Here is a 17973-nt window from a genome sequence, read left to right on the forward strand (position 1 = left end):
AGGGTGCGTTGGACCGATAACCACTGCCACTTGGAACAGGACATGCTGGAGGACACCGTGGCGCAGGCCTCGGCGGCTGGAGTGCATCGCCTTGTCGATGTGGGCACCGACGCGGCCACCTCGGCTGCCGCAGTGGCCAAGGCAAATGCTTGCCATCGGGTATGGGCCACGGTGGGAGTACACCCCCATGAGGCTCACCACGGGACCGGTGGTATCGACGATCTGCTGGGTTCGGACCGGGTGGTGGCGGTGGGGGAGTGCGGGTTGGACTACCACTACAACCACTCACCGCCCCCGGTCCAGCGAGCAGTGTTCGCGGCTCAGATCGAGATGGCCCATTGCCACCGGCTACCGCTGGTGATCCACACCCGAAAAGCGTGGGACGACACCTTCGCCATCCTGGACGAAAGCGGGGTGCCCGAGCGCGTGGTGTTCCACTGCTTCACCGGCGGACTCGACGAGGCTCGAGCCGCTCTGGACCGGGGGGCGTTCCTGTCGTTCAGCGGAATCGTGAGCTTTCCCTCGGCCGATGAAGTGCGGGCCGCGGCCGAGCTGTGCCCCCCGGATCGCCTGCTGGTGGAAACCGACTCGCCTTACCTGACCCCCGTACCGCTGCGGGGCAGGACCAACACGCCGGCTTATCTTCCCCTGGTGGGGGAGGTACTGGCTCGGGTTCGTGACCTGGACCTCGAATCGGTGGCCCGGCTCACATGGGACAACGCAACTGCCCTCTATCAGTTCGATTCCTGACCGTGGCTTCTCCTGCCCGAACTTCGACTCTGGCCCGCCTGGCTCTTTGATTCCTGACCGTGGCTTCTCCTGCCCGAACTTCGACTCTGGCCCGCCTGGCTCTATTGCTGGTAGCCATGGCCATGTTGGTGGTGCTGGCGGTTCAAACAAACCGTGATCACCCGCCGGCAACTGCCACAACGGTTCATGTTGTGGCCGGGCTGTGATCGATCAGGTGTTCGCCGGGTGCGGTGGGCAAGCAAGGTTCCCATTGGGGCCGGGCTGTGACCCTTACCCGTAGCCAGGTTCTGGATCTGCTGAACCGTTACGAGGTAACTCCCAGCAGGGCCATGGGCCAGAACTTTGTCGTTGATCCCAACACCATCGACGCGATGGTTCGGGCCGCGGAACTGACGCCCGGGCACTCGGTGGTGGAGATCGGCCCCGGGCTGGGGTCGCTCACCCGAGCACTGGCGGTCGAGGCCGACCAGGTGCTGGCCATCGAGGCCGATCGCCGGCTGCTGGCCCCACTGGCGGAAACCGCCGACCTTGCCAACGTGGAAATCCTCTACGCCGATGCCACTGCCGGCGACTGGCGAACCCGGCTGGGTTCCAGCGATAGGCGGTGGGCGCTGGTGGCCAACCTGCCCTACAACATTTCCGTACCGCTGATCCTGGACCTGCTGGAGCACGAGCCGCGCATCGGGGCATTCACCGTCATGGTGCAAAAGGAGGTGGCTGAGCGGCTGGTGGCCCCGGTGGGGACCAAGGCCTACGGTATTCCCACCCTCAAGGTGGCCTACTGGAGCGAGGCTCGGATCGTGCGCCCGGTTCCTGCTTCGGTGTTCCACCCCCGGCCCCGGGTGTCATCGGCCGTGGTCCGCCTTGCCCGCCGGCCCGCACCGGCAGTGGATGCCGACCCCGACCGCCTGTTCACCCTGATTCGTACCGCCTTCGGTCGGCGCCGCCAGATGCTGCGCCGCTCCCTGGCCACCCACGTACATCCCGATCATTTCACCCGGGCAGCCATCGACCCCACCCACCGCCCCGAGCAGCTCACCCTGGCGGACTGGTCCCGACTTGCTTTTGCCGCCCTATTGCCGCAACCACCGGACCCCAAGCATGAGGACAACATAGGGTAGCCCTGTACCAATATGTGTATGTGTGTGGTATGATTAGTACATGAGTGGTACATATGCGTTGTCTGTGGGAGATAGGGGCAGGATGGTCATCCCAGCAGAATTGCGAGACAGCGAGGGCCTCGTTGAGGGAACTCTGCTGATTTTGCTGTCCACACCTGGAGGGTTGGTTCTGTTGACCCGCAGTTAACTCCTGTCCCGGGTACGAAACGAACTCCAAGGATTGAATCTGGTCGAAGAGCTTCTTGCCGAACGGCGACGCTTGGCCGACCAAGAGGACGCAGTTTGAGCTCGGTGCTGGACGCATCGGCACTTTTGGCATACCTGCAAGGCGAGGAGGGTGCCGATGCGGTCGAAGCAGCACTCCTTGCCGGCTCAATATGCGGGGCTGCCAATTGGTCGGAGGTTGCTCAGCGGATTCTGGGTGCCGGGAAGGATTGGGAAATCGTCCTGGGGCTGCTGCTCAGCTACAACATCCAGGTTGAGCCGCTTACGAGAGACGATGCCGAGTGGGCGGCACGGCGTTGGCAGCGGGGAGAAGGTCTCTCGCTGGCAGACAGGCTTTGCTTGGCGCTCGCCGAGCGGGTTGATTCAGAGGTACTGACCGCGGACAAGGCCTGGGGGGAGCAGGGCAGGATCAGGCAAGTAAGGTCTGGGGCGAGCAGGGCAAAGTCAGGCGGGTAAGGTCTGGGGCGAGCAAGGCAGGATCAGGCGGATAAGGTGACTGTTCTGGCCGCGGCGGCCAAGCTCACGCTGTCGCTTCGCATCACCGGGGTGCGAGCCGACGGCTACCACCTCATCGATGCCGAGATGGTCACCCTCGATCTGGCCGACACCCTCGAGGTTGAGCCCGCGGCCACCACATCCATTGCCGGCGGGGGGGACATCGACCCCGGAGACAACCTCATCGCCCGGGCGCTGATGCTGATGGGACGCACCGCCCGAGTCACGGTGACCAAGCGGATCCCCCCCGGTGCGGGGTTGGGCGGCGGGTCGGCCGATGCCGCCGCCGTCTTGCGCTGGGCCGGCTGCACCGATGTCGAGGGATCGGCTCAACTGGGTGCCGATGTTCCCTTCTGCCTGGTGGGGGGGCGGGCTCGGGTCAGGGGTATCGGCGAGCTCGTCCAACCGCTCGATCACATTCCCAGAACCCTCACCCTGCTCATACCCCCGTTCGGTTGCTCCACCCCCGCGGTGTACCGCCGCTGGGACGAGATGGGCGGCCCCGAGGGGGCCAGCGGTAACGACCTGGAGCTCGCGGCGTTGGAGGTGGAGCCCCGCATGGAACGGTATCGCCAAGCGCTGGAGCGGGCCACCGGCCAAACCGCACGGCTGGCCGGCAGCGGTTCCACATGGTTCGTGGAGGGCGCGTTCCCCGGAGACGACCGGATGGTGGTTCGCACCGTACCCGCCCCGCCCCACCCGGCCTGAAGGCCAGTGGAGGGTTACCTCTGGATGGGCTACTTCCCGCGGGCTCGCCGCTGGAAACGAGTGCGCTTCAGCATCTTCTTGTGCTTCTTCTTGCGCATCCGCTTGCGGCGTTTCTTTATCAACGATCCCATGGTGGGGCCACGCTAGCCTGCTGAGGCCATACTGCGACAACCTTGATAAGAGTTACGCTCACCTGCTCTCGTTGCCAGGATGTCAGGGACATAGACTGGCCCACATGTCCAACCCGAGCGCAAGGCTCAACTCTAGCAGTGCCCGCAACGCAGCATCAACGGAGCGAGTCGGTGGTAGCCAGGGCCGGTATCGGGAGCTTGATGACTCTGGCGTAGGCGATTCGCAAGGCTCTAAGGCCGAGTATCCCAGCTGTCCCCCGCGGGTGAGGCCTCTGGGACGGATGCCGGTTGCCATACCCAACGACATGGAGGACCGGTCACTGCCCAAGGCCGCCGGGCTAGTGAGGCTTCCCGCCCATGTCGCGTGGAGCCCACCCTATGAGTACGACCTTGCCGACCGTCGCGACCTTCGCTGTGCCTACGCAAGGGTGATGACCGAGGGCCTTGAGGCGGATGTGCGCCACTACATCGACCTCGACATCCTTGTGGACATATGGGATGAGCTGTACCTTTCGCCACACGTTCGTAAGCGTTGGAACAACTGGCTCGCCGAGCGCGGCTTGATCAGCTAGCCAAAAGTGCTCACCGAATTGCAACACAGAGTTCGGCACATCATTGCTGAACTTCCCGAGTGTGGAGTGTTCGCTCTTGCCGGAGGTGCGGCACTCATCGTGAATAGCATGACCAATCGACCCACAGCCGATCTCGATTTTTTCACAGCTTACCCGCAACAAGTCAACGAATTATTGGAGGCCGCCCGGGTTGCGCTTGAGGCTGACGGCCTGAGGGTCACGACCCTTTCGGAAGGTCCGACATTCGCACGGCTGCGAGTTGACTCCGACGTAGAGACCACCTACTTAGACTTGGCCTCTGACTACCGGCTCATGCCAGCACTCACCACAGATGAGGGTGCCGTGTTGGCCGCAGCCGAGTTGGCAGCAGACAAGGTTCTTGCCCTGGTCGCCCGTGCTGAGGTCCGCGATTATATTGACTTCGAGGGCCTTGCTGCTCGCTTCACCCTTGACAAGATCTGTGAACTAGCTGCTACGTGTAGGTAGGTGTAACCCATCCGGGGACGGTTTTTCGCACCCCGGGGTTTGACGTTTTCCCGGCCGGGGATCCTCCATCGTTGCTCTGGACACACCCATCTGAGCAGCCACATGAGCCTGAACCGTCAACGCCGGTTCCCCCTGTGAACCGGTTCCTGAAGCTACCCAGTGGCTATTCCGGTGGAGAAACCCCCCAACCGCTCCCTGCGATAACCGCAACGTTCGCTTCTAGCTGATGCTGTAGCCTGTGGGCGGTGCCTGATGCTTTTCTGCAAGCTGCCGACTGCCTGCTCACTTGCCTCGGGGCCACCAGGTAGCCTGTGGGCGGTGCCTGATGCTTTTCTGCAAGGCCCCCTTGGCGAGTAGTTCAAGTGGCAGAACGCCTGGCTTTGGACCAGGAGGTTGCAGGTTCGAGTCCTGCCTCGCCAGCCGCGCTAGAAAGAGTCCATGATGGCGGTATGCGTTTTTGCTGCGGGTCGGCCTTGCTGATCCGGGGAGTCCATGATGGCGGTATGCGTTTTTGCCGGGGGTCGGCCTTGCTGACCATGGAACCCCGTGACGGCTGATTCGCTGCCCCTGTCCGCGGTGGTTATGGCCGCGGGCCGGGGGGCTCGCATGCGTTCGGGGCGACCCAAGCCCCTGCACGATCTGTGCGGTCGGGCCATGCTGCTGCATGTGCTCGATGCTCTGGTCGCGCTGGATCCCCGCCGTGTTGCGGTTGTGGTGGGCTACGGCGCGGAGGATGTGACCAAGCACGTGACCCAGGAGGCCCTTGACCTGCGGATCGATTTTGTCGAGCAGCCGGTTCAGCGAGGTACGGCTGACGCGGCTGCTCTGGGACTCACCGCTTTGGACAGCGACGTTGACGATGAGGATGTGCTGGTACTGTCGGCCGACATGCCCCTCATCAGGGGGGGAACATTGCGGGGGTTGGTGGCCCAGCATCGGGTATCGGGCTCGGCGGCCACCGTGGCTACCGGGGACGAGCACAGCGCCGGCATCTACTGCTTCCGCCGCAGCTTGCTGTCCCCCGCGCTTCGCCGGGTTAATGCCGGTGACTCCGGTCGCGAGCACGACTTGGGCGATGCCGTTTCGGTGCTCACCTCGGCCGGTCACCCTGCGGGATGCCATTCCATCGACGGGGTTGAGGCGCAGGGGGTGGACGACCGGGAGCAACTGGCCTTTGCCGAGGCGGAGATGCGTCAGCGCATAAACCGCAACTGGATGGTATCCGGGGTACGCATCATGGCCTCCCACAGCGCCTACATTGACGTGAGCGTGGAACTGGCCCCCGATGTTGTGATCCATCCCGGAGTCGTGCTCAGAGGTAGAACCATGGTGGGGGAAGGTGCGATCATCGGCCCCCATACCCATCTGGTGGATTGTGTCGTTGGTCCCCGAGCCGTGGTGGAGGCGGTTTCGGCCACCGATGCCGAGATCGGGGCCGATGCCCGGGTGGGTGCCTACATAACTCTGGAACCCGGGGCCCGGATTCCCCCCGCCTCGACAGGAGGAAGCTGAACACCATGGAACTTGTCACCAAGAAGAAGCTGGTGATCGTCTCGGGCCGGGCCAACGAGGGCCTGGCCACCGAGATTGCCGAGGTTCTCGGAGAGCAGATGGTCGAGCCCAACCTCTCCGACTTCGCCAACGGGGAGATCCATTGCCGGTTCGAGGCCTCGGTACGGGGCACCGACGTTTTCATCGTCCAGAGTCACACCGCCCACGGCGACTTCACCATCAACGACGCGGTGATGGAACACCTCATCATGGTGGATGCCGCTCGGCGGGCCTCGGCCAAGCGCATCACTGCGGTTTGCCCATTCTTCGGCTACGCCCGCCAGGATCGCAAGGCCGAGGGGCGCGAGCCCATCACCGCCAAGCTCATGGCCAACGCCTTTCGGGCATCGGGGGCCGACCGGATGTTGAGCGTGGATCTCCACTCCGGGCAGATTCAGGGGTTCTTCGATGGGCCCTGGGACCACCTGACCGCGATGCCCGTGCTCACCGACTACCTGAGAGGCATCGGCGATGATCTGGTGATCGTGTCACCCGATGCCGGCCGGGTGAAGGTGGCCGAGCGCTACACCAACGAGCTGGGAGCGGACCTGGCCATAGTCCACAAGCGGCGGTCCCGTAACACCAAGAACGCGGTGGAGGCCAAGGAGGTGGTGGGCGACGTGAAGGGCCGCGCCTGCGTGCTCATCGACGACATGATCGACACCGGGGGCACCATCGTGGCTGCGGCCGACGCGCTGGCGGCCCGGGGTGCGGCCACGATTCACGCTGCCACCACCCATGGGGTTTTCTCCGGCCCGGCCATCGACCGGCTGAAGAACTCGGTGATCTCCAAGGTGGTGATCACCAACACCCTGCCCCTTTCGTCCGACAAGCAGATCGACAAGATCGAGGTGCTGTCGGTGGCCAGCATCATCGCAGCCGCCATTGATGCGGTCTTCGAGGACACCTCCGTATCCGAGATATTCGGCGGCAAGAACCTCTCCTAGCCTTTTTGGGTTGTGGCTGTGGTTCTTCTCCTAGCCGTTTTGGGTTGTGGCCCGGTTGTGGAAAGTTGCTTCTGTGGTTCTTCTCCTAGCCGTTTCGAGTGAAGGCTCGGTAGGATTGCTGGCTGCGCTATGGCCGAGCTGATCTTGAAGACCAATGCCCCGCGCGAGCTGGGTACTCGCTCGTCTCGCCGCTTACGCCGCGGTGGGCAGATTCCTGGCGTGGTGTACGGCCTGGGGCAGGAATCGGTCCCCGTCGCGGTTGATGCCCGCGAGCTGCGGTCAGCACTGACCACCGAGGCCGGTCTCAACGCCCTGCTCACCCTGGATATGGACGGTACCCGCCAGCTCGGCCTGGTCAAGGATTTGCAGCACCACCCGGTGCGCAATGAGGTCATCCATGTGGATTTCATCCGGGTGGATGCCGATGTCGAGGTGGAGGTGGATGTGCGGGTCGTGCTGGTGGGCGACGCCTCCGGTGTGACCAACGAGGACGGGGTGGTGGATCAAGCCGCGTTCAGCGTCCGGGTGCTGGCCAAACCTCAGTCCATTCCCAACGAGCTGTCGATCGACATCAGCGAAATGGTCATGGGCAGCACGTTGAGAACCGGCGACATCCAGTTGCCCGATGGGGTGCAGTTGGCCGGCGATCCCGAGGATCTGGTGGCCAGCACCTCGATGGCCATCGAGGAGCGGATTGAGGACGAGGTCGTGGACGAGCCGGGAGTCGAGGGCGAGCCGGTGGCTGCCGAGGAATCCGCCGACGATACCAACGCCTCAGCCTCCGGCGACTGAGCTGGTCGGCGCTGGTCGCCGTGCCTTTTCGCTGGCCTCCCGCCAAAAAGCACACCGGTACCCCTGCCGATCTGGTGGTGGTGGGGTTGGGCAATCCCGGTGATCGCTATGTGGGAACCCGCCACAACGTGGGGGCCGAGGTGGTGCTGCTGCTGGCCGATCGCCACGGTGAGCGTTTGCGCAAGAGTCGGGAGGCGGCGTTGACCGCCGAGTTCAGGGTGGATGATCGTCGGGTGGTTCTGGCCTTCCCCCAAACCTTTATGAACCGCTCCGGCGAGGCCGCCCGATCGCTGGTAAGCCGCTGGAGCATGGACGACCGCCTGGACCGCTTCGTGGTGGTTCACGACGAGCTGGATCTATCTCCCGGGCGGATCAAGTTGAAGTGCGGTGGTGGGCTGGCCGGGCACAACGGTCTTTCGTCCATCAAAGCCCACCTTCGCACCGCTGATTTCACCCGCATTCGCATCGGGGTGGGCAAGCCCCCCAACTCCTCGGCCGGGGCGGACTATGTGCTGAAACGACCGGGTCGAGCCGATCGCGAGGCGTTGGACGGCGCGGTGGAGCGGGCCGCCGAGGCGGCATTGGCCTTGCTCGACAGCCCCCTCGACGCGGTTATGAACAGGTTCAACTGATGGGGGCAGGTTCAACCATGAACAGGTTCAACTGATGGGGGCAGGTTCAACCATGAACAGGTTCAACTGATGTCGGTGGTTCAACCATGAACAGGTTCAACTGATGTCGGTGGTTCAACCATGAACAGGTTCAACTGATGTCGGTGGTTCAACCATGAACAGGTTCAACTCGTGAAAGCAGCCGGTATCTCCGCTTTTGATCCTGATACTGGCGAGGCCGGATCGGGACTGATGGGCCTGGGCCGGCTCCTGGCATCGGAGCCGGCAGTGGTCAGCGTGCTCGGACGCCGCAACGCCTCGCTGGCGGTGGCCGAGCCGGGCCAGGCTGCGGTGCTGGCTGCTGTCGCCGAGCTGAACGACCGCCGCCCCATACTGGTGGCCACCCCTACCAGCACCGATGCCGAGCGTCTGGTTGCCGATCTATCGGTGATGCTGGACGGTGGTGCTGCGCTGTTCCCCGCGTGGGAGACCCTGCCGTTCGAGCGGGTCAGCCCCGGGGTGGAGACCATGGGTCGCCGCTGCCAAGCCATCTGGCAGCTTGGCGATCAAGCCCGGTGCCCGCCGGTGCTGGTGGCCCCCATCCGGGCTCTGCTTCAGCGTCCAGTGCCCGATGCCGATGATGTTGCTCCGATCACCGTGGTCCAGGGCGACCGCATCGACCTGAGCCGGCTCATCGCCGAATTGTCGGCCCGGGGTTATCGCCGCGATGTGCAGGTGGAGCACCGGGGGGTGTTCGCGGTGCGGGGCTCCATCGTGGATGTGTTTCCCTCCACGGCCGACGACCCGGTACGTATCGACTTGTGGGGCGACGAAGTGGATCGGTTGGCGGAGTTCTCGGTGGTCGATCAGCGTTCCACCGGCTCGGTGGACGAGGTGGAGATTTTCCCCGCCCGGGAGGTAAGACCCTCCCCGGCCCTCCGGTCGGTTGCGCACCAGCTCGTTGCCTCCCGCCCCTGGGGTCGTGAGCAGTGGGAGCGATTGGCCGAGGGTCAGTTCTTCGACGGCATGGAGTCGTGGTTGCCGTGGCTGACCGATGCCGACCGGATTATCACCGATTGCCTCGGTCCCGAAGCCCTGGTGGTGCTGCTCGAGCCCGGGCGGTTGCGGAGCCGGGCCGACGACATCGCAGCCGAGGAGGCCGACCTGGCCGGTGCGCTGGCCCAAACCTGGGGGGCGACCGGCGAGGAGTTCCCCCGCCTGCATGCCGGTTACGACCGCTTGCTGGCCGCCTGCCCGTCACCGGTATGGACCATGACCGCCGCCCCGGCTGAGCCGTCCAACCCGGTGGTGGCCGTCGGGGGTTGGCCCTCGACCATCGGTGATCCCTCCGCTCCGGTTGACCGGGTTGCCCGCCTGCTGGCCGAAGGGTACCGGGTGGTGGTGGCGGCCGACGGGATCGGATCCGTCGGCCGGGTCACCGCCCTGCTGCGTGACCATGGTGTGGATCTCCCGGTCGTCGCCCCCGGGGGTTCGTCCGTTTCGGGGGGTATCGATTCCGGGGGTTCGTCTGTTCCGGGGGGTATCGATTCCGGGGGTTCGTCCCTTCCGGGGGGCTGCGTGGTGGTTGCTCCCGTTCAACGGGGTTTCGTGCTGCCCGAGTGCCGCCTGGCTGTGCTGAGCGAGGCCGATCTCACCGGTCGCCGCCGGGCCCACCGGCGCAGCCGCCCCCGGCAGTCGTCGGCTCGAGCCCTGGACGACCTGGCTGCGGGGGATTACGTGGTTCACCGCCGCCACGGCGTGGGCCGCTACAACGGCATGGTGAGCAGGGCCGTTGCCGGGGTGAGCCGTGATTACCTGCTGCTGGAATACCGGGGTGGCGACAAGCTGTACGTGCCCAGCGACCAGGTGGACAACGTGCACCGCTACTCCGGGGGGGAGACCCCGCCCCTGAGCAGGATGGGGGGTGCCGACTGGCAGCGAACCAAGAGTGGGGTGCGATCCGCGGTCAGCGAGATCGCCAGGGAACTGGTGGAGCTCTACCAGCGCCGGGTCACCACCCCCGGCCGGGCGTTCTCCCCCGACACCCCGTGGCAGGCGGAGATGGAGTCGGCTTTCGCCTACCGGCTCACCCCCGATCAGCGCAAGGCCATTGTGGAGGTCAAGGCCGATATGGAGCGGTCGGTGCCCATGGACCGCCTGATATGCGGCGATGTTGGTTTCGGGAAGACCGAAGTGGCCATTCGCGCCGTGTTCAAGGCCGTCCAGGATGGCGCTCAGGTCGCGGTTCTGGTGCCCACCACCCTGCTGGCTCAGCAGCACTACCAGACCTTCGGTGAGCGGTTTGCCGGCTATCCCGTGAGGGTTGAGGTGCTGAGCCGGTTCCTGTCCCCCAAGCAGGCCCGCAAGGTGGTGGCCGGGCTGGCCGACGGTTCGGTGGACGTGGTTATCGGCACCCACCGCCTGCTGTCCGACGACATAACCTTCAAGTCCCTGGGCCTGCTGGTGGTGGACGAGGAGCAGCGTTTCGGGGTCGGCCACAAGGAGGCCATCAAATCCATCAGGGCCGATGTGGATGTGGTCACCCTCACCGCCACGCCCATTCCCCGGACGCTGGAGATGAGCCTCACGGGCATCAGGGACCTCACCCTGCTGCACACTCCGCCCGCCGACCGCCGACCCATCCTGACCTATGTGGGGTCCTACGACGAGCGTCCGGTGGCCGAAGCCATCCGGCGGGAACTGCTGCGGGAGGGTCAGGTGTTCTTCGTTCACAACCGGGTGGCCGATATCGACCATGTGGCCGCCGACCTGCGGGAACTGGTGCCCGAGGCCCGCATCGCGGTGGCCCACGGGCAGATGGACGAGGGCACCCTGGAGCAGGTGGTCATCGATTTCTGGGAGCACGCCTACGACGTGCTGGTGTGCACCACGATCATCGAGTCGGGTATAGACATGCCCACCGTGAACACCCTGGTGGTGGACCGGGCCGACCTTTTGGGGTTGGGCCAGCTCCACCAGCTCCGGGGTCGGGTGGGACGGGCCGGGGCCCGGGCCTACGCCTACCTGTTCACCCCCGAGGGGCGGACGCTCACCGAGGAGGCCTACGAAAGGCTCAAAACCATCGGGGAGGCCACCGAACTGGGATCGGGGTTCAAGATCGCCATGCGCGACCTCGAGATCAGGGGAGCGGGCAACATGTTGGGTACCGGCCAGTCGGGCCACATAGCGGCGGTGGGCTACGACCTCTACTGCCAACTGGTCACCGAGGCGGTGGCCGAGCTGAAGGGCGAGACCCCGCCCGAGCCGGTGGAGATCAACATCGACCTTCCGGTGGGAGCGGGCATCCCCGCCGACTACATACCCAAGGAGGAGTTGAGGTTGGAGGCCTACCGGCGGGTGGCCGCGGTTCGTGCCCCCGAGGAGGTGGATGATGTGGAAGCCGAGTGGGTCGATCGCTACGGCCCCGTCCCCGACGTCGCTCTAACCTTGCTGGACGTGGCCCGGCTTCGGTGTGAGTGCATACGAACCGGGGTGCGGGAGGTGACGGTGGCCAAGGGTCCCGGATTTGGCGGCCCGAAGTGGGTGGCCCGGCTGAACCCGGTGCAGCTTCTGGCCAGCCGCCGGGTTCGCCTGGAGCGATTGTATTCCCGGGCCACCTACCAGGATTCCTCGGGGTTGCTGGTTCTACCGCTGGAGTCGGCCGCCGCCGCTGTCGAGACGATCATGGCTGCTCTGCGCGATCTTGTTCCCACCGACGAACCGGCAGCAGCAGCAGCATGTTGATTACATGGATGGTGTGGATGGCATGGGAAGGGTGATTACATGGATGGTCTGGATGGCATGGGCAGGGTGATTGCAGGGATGGTGTGGATGGCATGGGAAGGGTGATCGTTGCCGGCCTTGGGCCGGCTGGACCCGAGTTCATCACCGCCGCGGTGCGCGACGCCATCGAGGGGGTGAGCCGCCGCTTCGTCCGGACCCGGCTCCACCCCGCAGTGGTGGCGCTGGAGCCGGTGGAGTCGTTCGACTACGTCTACGACCGGGCTTCGTCGCTCGATGAGGTATACCCGGCAATCGTGGACCGGTTGCTCCGCGAGGCTGCGGCCGGCGACGTGCTCTATGCCGTGCCCGGCTCGCCGCTGGTGGCCGAGCGTACCGTGGAACTCCTGCGGGGCGGGACCGGGGTGGAACTGGAGGTGCTGCCCGGCCTGTCGTTCGTTGATCTGGTGTGGGACCGTGTCGGTATCGATCCCCTGGTTGCCGGGGTGCGCCTGGTGGACGGGCACCGGTTCGCGGTGGACGCCGCCGGGGAGCGGGGGCCGCTGCTGGTGGCTCAATGCGACACCCCCAATGTGTTGAGCAACATCAAGCTGGCCGCACTGGAGGCACTGGACCGGTCGGGGGCCGGGGGGCCTGCCCCGCGGGTTGTCGTCCTCCAGCGTCTGGGTCTGCCCGGCGAGAGGGTTTACGAGGTGGCGTGGGCCGACCTGGATCACGCGGTGGTGCCCGATCACCTCACCTCCCTGTACGTGGCCGAGCTGGGAGCGCCCATAGCCCGGGAGGTGGCCCGGTTCGTGGATCTGGCCGGGGAGCTGCGGCAACGCTGCCCCTGGGATCGCGAGCAGACCCATAAGTCGTTGCGGGGTCACCTGCTTGAGGAGACCTACGAGGTTCTGGAGGCCCTCGACAGGGTGGACCCCGGCAGCTCGTCGGGTTATGAGGAGCTGGAGGAGGAGCTGGGGGATCTTCTCTACCAGATCGTGTTCCACTCGCTTCTGGCCGCCGAGGCCGGGCGGTTCACCCTGGCCGATGTGGCCCAGGGCATCCACGACAAGCTCAGGTCCCGCCATCCCCATGTGTTCGGACCCTCGGGCCGAGCCGGGATCGGAGCGGATGGTGGCGACGATGACATCGGCGAGGTTTCCGTCAACTGGGAGGCCATAAAGCGGGAGCAGAAGGGCAGGTCCTCGGTGATGGACGGCATCCCCCCGGGGTTGCCCGCGCTGTTGCTGGCTGACAAGGTGATCCACAAGGCCCGCTCGGTGGGGGTGATACCCGATGTGGACACCACCACGGTGGCCGGTTGCCTCTACGATGCCGTGCGGGTCGCCCAGCAGAACGGTCTGGATGCCGAGTCGGAACTTCGGGCTCTGGTCAACACCGTCGGTGAGCAGATAAGAGCCCACGAAATTTCTTCGGTGAGCAGATAAGAGACCACGAAATTTCTTCCCCGTAATCACTCCGCATAATTAATTTGCGGGTAACCCTGGCCTGACGGCACCGGATCGTCTATTTTTACAGCTCCAGTCACATCAGCAACAAACGATGGGTGGATGATCCTGAAAGACTCGAAATTTTGAGCGCTATTACCCGCATCTCCGGTCGAGAAGTGCTCGACTCCAGGGGTAACCCTACCGTTGAGGTTGAGGTTATGGCCACGTCGGGTGCAACCGGCCGGGCCATCGTGCCTTCGGGAGCGTCCACCGGAAGCCACGAGGCGGTGGAGAGGCGCGACGGCGGTGATCGGTATCTGGGTCTGGGGGTGGCCGGCGCAGTGGCCTCGGTGAACGGGGAGATCGCCGATGCCGTGGTCGGGATGGACACCCACGACCAGCGGGGCCTGGACCGGACGATGATCGACCTGGATGGCACCGATGGGCTCGGCCGCCTGGGGGCCAACGCAGTCCTGGGGGTTTCCCTGGCCGTGGCCCATGCCGCGGCCGCCGACTGCGGCCTGCCGCTGTACCGCTATGTCGGCGGGGCCAACGCCCATTTGCTGCCCGTACCCATGATGAACGTGCTCAACGGCGGGGCCCATGCGGCCAACAACATAGATCTCCAGGAGTTCATGGTGGTACCTGTGGGGGCTGCCTCGTTCGGTGAGGCTCTGCGCTGGGGGGCCGAGACCTACCATTGCCTGCGCCGGCTGCTGGGGGAGCGGGAGTTGTCGGCCGGCATCGGCGACGAGGGGGGGTTCGCGCCCGATCTGGCCTCCAACGAGGCCGCGGTGGCCGTGCTGGTGGATGCCATCGAGGCTGCCGGGCTGAAACCGGGGTCCGACATGGCTCTGGCCCTCGATGTGGCCTCCACCGAGTTCTACCGGGGGGGCGAGTATCGCCTGGCCGGGGAGGGCCGGTCCCTGGACTCCGCCGGGATGGTTGCCTACCTGACCGAGCTGTGCGATTCCTATCCCGTCGTGTCCGTGGAGGACGGGATGGCCGAGGACGACTGGGACGGCTGGGCCCTGCTCACCAGGGCCCTGGGGGGGAGGGTTCAACTGGTGGGTGACGACCTGTTCGTGACCAGCACCGAGCGTCTTGTTCGGGGCATCGAATCGGGGGTGGCCAACTCTGTTCTGGTCAAGGTCAACCAGGTGGGCACGCTCACCCAAACCCTGGAGGCGGTTGAGCGGGCCACCGCCTCCGGCTACACCTCGGTTATCTCGCACCGCTCGGGTGAGACCGAGGATGCCACCATCGCCGATCTGGCCGTGGCCACCAACTGTGGTCAGATAAAGAGCGGAGCCCCGGCCCGCAGCGACCGGGTGGCCAAGTACAACCGGCTCCTGCGCATAGAGGAGGAGTTGGGCGAGGCCGCTGCCTACCGGGGCGGGTCGGCCCTGGGGCCGTCGAGGTTAGGGTTGTGAGCGGGTTGCGCCGTATGGTCATCCCGCTGGGGCTGATGCTTATTGTCGTGGTGTTGATTTCCTACGCCGTGTTACCCACCCGAACTTATATGGCCCAGAGGTCGGCCACTGCTGACGCTCGGGCTGAGCTGGCCGGGCTCCAAGACGAGAACGCCGCCCTTCGGGCCCGGCTGAAAGCGTTGTCCCAGCCGGAGGAGATTGAGCGCCTGGCCCGCTCGGAGTACAACCTGGTCTATCCCGGAGAGGAGGCTTACGCCATCCTGCCTCCGGCTCCTCGCCCGGTGGAGATTCCCGACCTGTGGCCGCTCAACGCTCTGGTGGCATCCCTGACCGGGTAAGTTCGGCAATTGGCGATACTGAACTGAGGATCCACGCGGATAGGAAGCATGACAGCAGCCCGATCCCAACCATCCAACCCAAATACGAGACCATATCGCACCTATCCGCGCCGCCCTTAGAAAGGGGCTGATGCCGGAGCGGTCCCACTACGAGGTTCTGGGCGTTGCTCCCGGGGCTGAGCCCGACACCGTTCGACGCGCCTACCTCCGCCAGGCTCGTCGCTGGCACCCCGACCGGCCGTCGGGGGATCCCGAACGGATGCGGGCGATCAACCGGGCGTGGCAGACCCTTGGGGATCCCCGGTCCCGAGCAGAATACGACCGGACTTTGTCGCGCCCTGCGAGCGTGCCCCCGGCTTCGGGTTCACCCCGCCCGGGTCGCAGCTCCGGACCGGTGAGCAACCCCCGTCCCTCCGGGGGTCGTCCCGCCGGGGGTCGCCCTGCCGGGGACCACCCTGCGGATGGCCCATCTGAACCTTGGGTGCCGCTTGAGATGATCGGCATCCGCCGGCGGTGGATCGGTCTGGCGGTGGCCGCAATGGTGGCCGCCGCCATTGCCCTTATCCTGGTGGCCACTTCGAACACCGACGATCCCGGCCCGGCCGGTTCGATCTCCCCGCCGGCCCCGGTGTCCCGGTCGCGCCCCGAGCCCGGGGACTGCTTCTGGATCGGTATCGCCACCATCGTCCCGGTGCCCTGCGACCATCCCCACGACGGCAAGCTGGTTTCGTGGGTGACGCTGGGTGCTCCCTGCCCGCCCCGCACCGAATCCCGCTGGGTCAGAGCTGTGCAGCAAGTCGCCTGTTACCACCCTCCCACCGGTTGATCTAGTCTTGATCCACTATGCGGAACGGGTACAAGGTTTTTGATGCCGACGGGCATGTGGTGGAGCCCAAGGACATCTGGGAGCGTTTTCTGGACAGCAGGTTCCAGCACCGGGTGGGTTGGAAGGAGGTTCCCGGGCGGGAGGCTTTCCGGCCCGCCACCGTGGATGGCCGCTACACCCAGAGTCGGGTCACCATCTTCGGTGATTTCATGGAGGCTGTGGATTGGACTTACGACAACATGCGGGCCAAGTACGGCAGGGCCGTGGTTGACAACGGCTTTCCCGGCGATGCGGTGGCGGCAGCCATGCCGCTGGACGGCATGGACTTCATGGTGATCTACGGCCCCGGCTACGACCTGTGGTCCGAGGGCATCGACCCCGAGCTTCAAGCCGCCATGTGCCGGGCCTACAACCGCTGGGGCCAGGAGATGCGGGACACCTCGGGCGGGCGGGTCATCGCCTCGGGGCCGGTGCCGCTCAACGACGTGCGCCGGGCGGTGGAGGAGATCCAGTACGCCTACGACCACCTGGGCACCCGATGCTTCTTCGCCCGACCCAACATGTTCAACCTCCGAATGCTGGGCGACCGCTTCTACGATCCCATGTACGAGCTGCTCCAGGACCTGAATTGTGCTTTCGCCACTCATGATTTCATGGGTCACAACGGGGTGTCGGCCGGTGCCGACCGGTTCGAGACCTTCACCGAATGGCACACCGTGTGCCATCCCCATGAGGCACAGATGGCCATGCTGTCGATGATTGCCAACGGCGTGTTCGAGCGGTTCCCCCGTTTGCGGGTGGCCTACATGGAGGCCAACTGCGCCTGGCTCCCGTGGTGGTTGTGGCGCATCGAGGAGCACATCGAGCTGGCGGGGGACTACGAGAAACCGGGGCTCACCAAATCGCCCCAGGAGTACTTCCGGGACAACTGCTTCATTTCGGTGGAGCCCGACGAGTACCTGGTGTACCACGTGATCGAGGAGCTGGGCGACGGCAAGATCGTGTGGGAGAGCGACTACCCCCACCCCGACTCCAAGTACCCGCTGGCGGTGCAGTCGTTCCTGGATCTGCCCAAGGTGTCCGACGAGTCCAAGCGCAAGATCCTGTGGGACAACGCCATCGACCTGTACCGGTTCCCCGACGGCTACCTGCCGGATGAGTTCATAGAGGCCACCACCTACACCTACGACCCCTCGGCATACACCCCCGCAGAGCCCGCCCGGGTGGGATGAGCGATGGCATCGCCCCATGAGGTTCCAGGCCGGGTGCCCATCTTCCGCCATCTGGACGACGAGGATCTGAAGCTTCAGCAGGTCCGCACCCAGATGCACCCCGACGGGCAGAAGTCGGTGTGGGAGAAATGGTTCACATTCGGTGGCCCCGACGGGTCGTACCTGTCCATGTGGGCCCGCTGGGACCCGGGCATGATCGTCCACCGCCACGGCCACCACTCCCCCCAGGTCATCTACGTGCTGAGCGGCGACATGATGTGCGGTGATGTCCACTGCCCGACCGGCACCCATATCGAGCTGCCCCATGGTGCCGCGCTCGGCCCGCTGATCGCCGGCCCCGACGGGGTGGAGCTGTTCGAGGTGATGATGGGCGATGCCGCCTCCTGGGCCGCCGACCCCGAGGGTTTCGACACCCTCCTGGTGTCCCGCAACATCACCAAGCTCCCCGATCCCCCCATTGACCTCCCCGAGGGTTTCGAGGATCGCCGCCACCAGTAGCAACCCGTGTAGCTCGCACTCGTACAGGTACTCGTACAGGTAGCGCCCCGCCCCCTCCCTCCCCCTCCCGGGGGATCAGTTGA

The 17973-nt window shown here is 65.4% G+C and carries 19 protein-coding genes and 1 tRNA gene; 19 read left to right on the forward strand and 1 reads right to left on the reverse strand.

Annotated elements, in window-relative coordinates; all coding sequences use genetic code 11:
* Positions 1 to 3: 3 nt before the first annotated feature.
* The 5 genes from ACOGXC_RS01905 to ACOGXC_RS01925 all read left to right on the forward strand — a co-directional run bounded on the left by ACOGXC_RS01905 (position 4) and on the right by ACOGXC_RS01925 (position 3299).
* A complete protein-coding gene (locus ACOGXC_RS01905) occupies positions 4 to 750 on the forward strand; it encodes a TatD family hydrolase (protein WP_419919042.1) in 747 nt (248 codons plus the stop codon).
* A gap of 263 nt (positions 751 to 1013) precedes the next feature.
* Positions 1014 to 1871 carry a 16S rRNA (adenine(1518)-N(6)/adenine(1519)-N(6))-dimethyltransferase RsmA gene (rsmA, locus tag ACOGXC_RS01910; protein ID WP_419919043.1) on the forward strand — a complete coding sequence of 286 codons (858 nt, stop codon included), beginning with the start codon at positions 1014 to 1016 and terminating at the stop codon, positions 1869 to 1871.
* A 40-nt stretch (positions 1872 to 1911) separates the two neighbouring features.
* Positions 1912 to 2058: an AbrB/MazE/SpoVT family DNA-binding domain-containing protein gene (locus ACOGXC_RS01915; RefSeq protein ID WP_419919044.1), complete on the forward strand. Its 147-nt coding sequence runs from the start codon at positions 1912 to 1914 to the stop codon at positions 2056 to 2058.
* Positions 2059 to 2162: 104 nt separating this feature from the next.
* Complete coding sequence (locus ACOGXC_RS01920) at positions 2163 to 2552, forward strand: PIN domain-containing protein (RefSeq protein WP_419919989.1); 390 nt, start codon at positions 2163 to 2165, stop codon at positions 2550 to 2552.
* A 36-nt stretch (positions 2553 to 2588) separates the two neighbouring features.
* Positions 2589 to 3299, forward strand: coding sequence for a 4-(cytidine 5'-diphospho)-2-C-methyl-D-erythritol kinase (locus tag ACOGXC_RS01925; RefSeq protein ID WP_419919045.1), 711 nt, complete (start codon positions 2589 to 2591; stop codon positions 3297 to 3299).
* Positions 3300 to 3328: 29 nt separating this feature from the next.
* On the opposite strand, the gene ACOGXC_RS01930 is transcribed toward ACOGXC_RS01925, so the two are convergent.
* A complete protein-coding gene (locus tag ACOGXC_RS01930) occupies positions 3329 to 3430 on the reverse strand; it encodes a 30S ribosomal protein bS22 (RefSeq protein ID WP_419847603.1) in 102 nt (33 codons plus the stop codon).
* 263 nt (positions 3431 to 3693) lie between these two features.
* Here ACOGXC_RS01930 and ACOGXC_RS01935 point away from each other — a divergent pair, with 263 nt between their 5' ends.
* From ACOGXC_RS01935 to ACOGXC_RS02000, 14 genes are all read left to right on the forward strand, one after another.
* A complete protein-coding gene (locus ACOGXC_RS01935; protein WP_419919046.1) occupies positions 3694 to 4002 on the forward strand; it encodes a hypothetical protein in 309 nt (102 codons plus the stop codon).
* Positions 4003 to 4008: 6 nt separating this feature from the next.
* Entirely contained in the window at positions 4009 to 4488 is a 480-nt protein-coding gene (locus ACOGXC_RS01940; protein WP_419919047.1) for a nucleotidyl transferase AbiEii/AbiGii toxin family protein, read from the forward strand.
* Positions 4489 to 4835: 347 nt separating this feature from the next.
* A tRNA-Gln gene (locus tag ACOGXC_RS01945) sits at positions 4836 to 4908 on the forward strand.
* A 126-nt stretch (positions 4909 to 5034) separates the two neighbouring features.
* Positions 5035 to 6000 carry an NTP transferase domain-containing protein gene (locus tag ACOGXC_RS01950; RefSeq protein WP_419919048.1) on the forward strand — a complete coding sequence of 322 codons (966 nt, stop codon included), beginning with the start codon at positions 5035 to 5037 and terminating at the stop codon, positions 5998 to 6000.
* 5 nt (positions 6001 to 6005) lie between these two features.
* Entirely contained in the window at positions 6006 to 6986 is a 981-nt protein-coding gene (locus ACOGXC_RS01955; protein ID WP_419919049.1) for a ribose-phosphate diphosphokinase, read from the forward strand.
* A 129-nt stretch (positions 6987 to 7115) separates the two neighbouring features.
* Positions 7116 to 7778: a 50S ribosomal protein L25 gene (locus ACOGXC_RS01960; protein WP_419919050.1), complete on the forward strand. Its 663-nt coding sequence runs from the start codon at positions 7116 to 7118 to the stop codon at positions 7776 to 7778.
* Between the two features lie 20 nt (positions 7779 to 7798).
* A complete protein-coding gene (gene pth, locus ACOGXC_RS01965) occupies positions 7799 to 8410 on the forward strand; it encodes an aminoacyl-tRNA hydrolase (protein WP_419919051.1) in 612 nt (203 codons plus the stop codon).
* 171 nt (positions 8411 to 8581) lie between these two features.
* On the forward strand, positions 8582 to 12133 hold the full coding sequence (gene mfd, locus ACOGXC_RS01970) for a transcription-repair coupling factor (RefSeq protein ID WP_419919052.1): 3552 nt from the start codon (positions 8582 to 8584) through the stop codon (positions 12131 to 12133).
* A gap of 92 nt (positions 12134 to 12225) precedes the next feature.
* A complete protein-coding gene (locus ACOGXC_RS01975) occupies positions 12226 to 13560 on the forward strand; it encodes a MazG nucleotide pyrophosphohydrolase domain-containing protein (RefSeq protein ID WP_419919053.1) in 1335 nt (444 codons plus the stop codon).
* Between the two features lie 146 nt (positions 13561 to 13706).
* The gene (eno, locus tag ACOGXC_RS01980; protein ID WP_419919054.1) at positions 13707 to 14996 is read left to right on the forward strand and encodes a phosphopyruvate hydratase; all 1290 of its coding nucleotides are present in this window, start codon (positions 13707 to 13709) and stop codon (positions 14994 to 14996) included.
* Positions 14993 to 15334 (forward strand): FtsB family cell division protein, encoded by a 342-nt coding sequence (locus ACOGXC_RS01985; protein ID WP_419919055.1) that lies wholly within the window; start codon positions 14993 to 14995, stop codon positions 15332 to 15334. Before eno ends, ACOGXC_RS01985 begins: the two co-directional genes overlap by 4 nt.
* A 130-nt stretch (positions 15335 to 15464) precedes the next feature.
* On the forward strand, positions 15465 to 16160 hold the full coding sequence (locus tag ACOGXC_RS01990) for a J domain-containing protein (protein WP_419919056.1): 696 nt from the start codon (positions 15465 to 15467) through the stop codon (positions 16158 to 16160).
* A 17-nt stretch (positions 16161 to 16177) separates the two neighbouring features.
* The gene (locus ACOGXC_RS01995; protein WP_419919057.1) at positions 16178 to 17392 is read left to right on the forward strand and encodes an amidohydrolase family protein; all 1215 of its coding nucleotides are present in this window, start codon (positions 16178 to 16180) and stop codon (positions 17390 to 17392) included.
* Positions 17393 to 17395: 3 nt separating this feature from the next.
* The gene (locus ACOGXC_RS02000) at positions 17396 to 17890 is read left to right on the forward strand and encodes a hypothetical protein (RefSeq protein ID WP_419919058.1); all 495 of its coding nucleotides are present in this window, start codon (positions 17396 to 17398) and stop codon (positions 17888 to 17890) included.
* Positions 17891 to 17973: the final 83 nt, after the last annotated feature.

Origin of the sequence: Candidatus Poriferisocius sp. (assembly GCF_965202595.1) — a bacterium.
Taxonomy (GTDB): domain Bacteria; phylum Actinomycetota; class Acidimicrobiia; order Acidimicrobiales; family Bin134; genus Poriferisocius.

Excerpts from the sequence above, each read along its gene's own strand:
- ACOGXC_RS01960 (WP_419919050.1), top strand. The coding sequence starts at position 7,116 with ATGGCCGAGCTGATCTTGAAGACCAATGCCCCGCGCGAGCTGGGTACT.
- ACOGXC_RS01995 (WP_419919057.1), top strand. The coding sequence starts at position 16,178 with ATGCGGAACGGGTACAAGGTTTTTGATGCCGACGGGCATGTGGTGGAG.
- ACOGXC_RS01975 (WP_419919053.1), top strand. The coding sequence starts at position 12,226 with ATGGGAAGGGTGATCGTTGCCGGCCTTGGGCCGGCTGGACCCGAGTTC.
- ACOGXC_RS01930 (WP_419847603.1), bottom strand. The coding sequence starts at position 3,430 with ATGGGATCGTTGATAAAGAAACGCCGCAAGCGGATGCGCAAGAAGAAG.
- ACOGXC_RS02000 (WP_419919058.1), top strand. The coding sequence starts at position 17,396 with ATGGCATCGCCCCATGAGGTTCCAGGCCGGGTGCCCATCTTCCGCCAT.
- ACOGXC_RS01915 (WP_419919044.1), top strand. The coding sequence starts at position 1,912 with ATGAGTGGTACATATGCGTTGTCTGTGGGAGATAGGGGCAGGATGGTC.
- ACOGXC_RS01955 (WP_419919049.1), top strand. The coding sequence starts at position 6,006 with ATGGAACTTGTCACCAAGAAGAAGCTGGTGATCGTCTCGGGCCGGGCC.
- ACOGXC_RS01990 (WP_419919056.1), top strand. The coding sequence starts at position 15,465 with ATGCCGGAGCGGTCCCACTACGAGGTTCTGGGCGTTGCTCCCGGGGCT.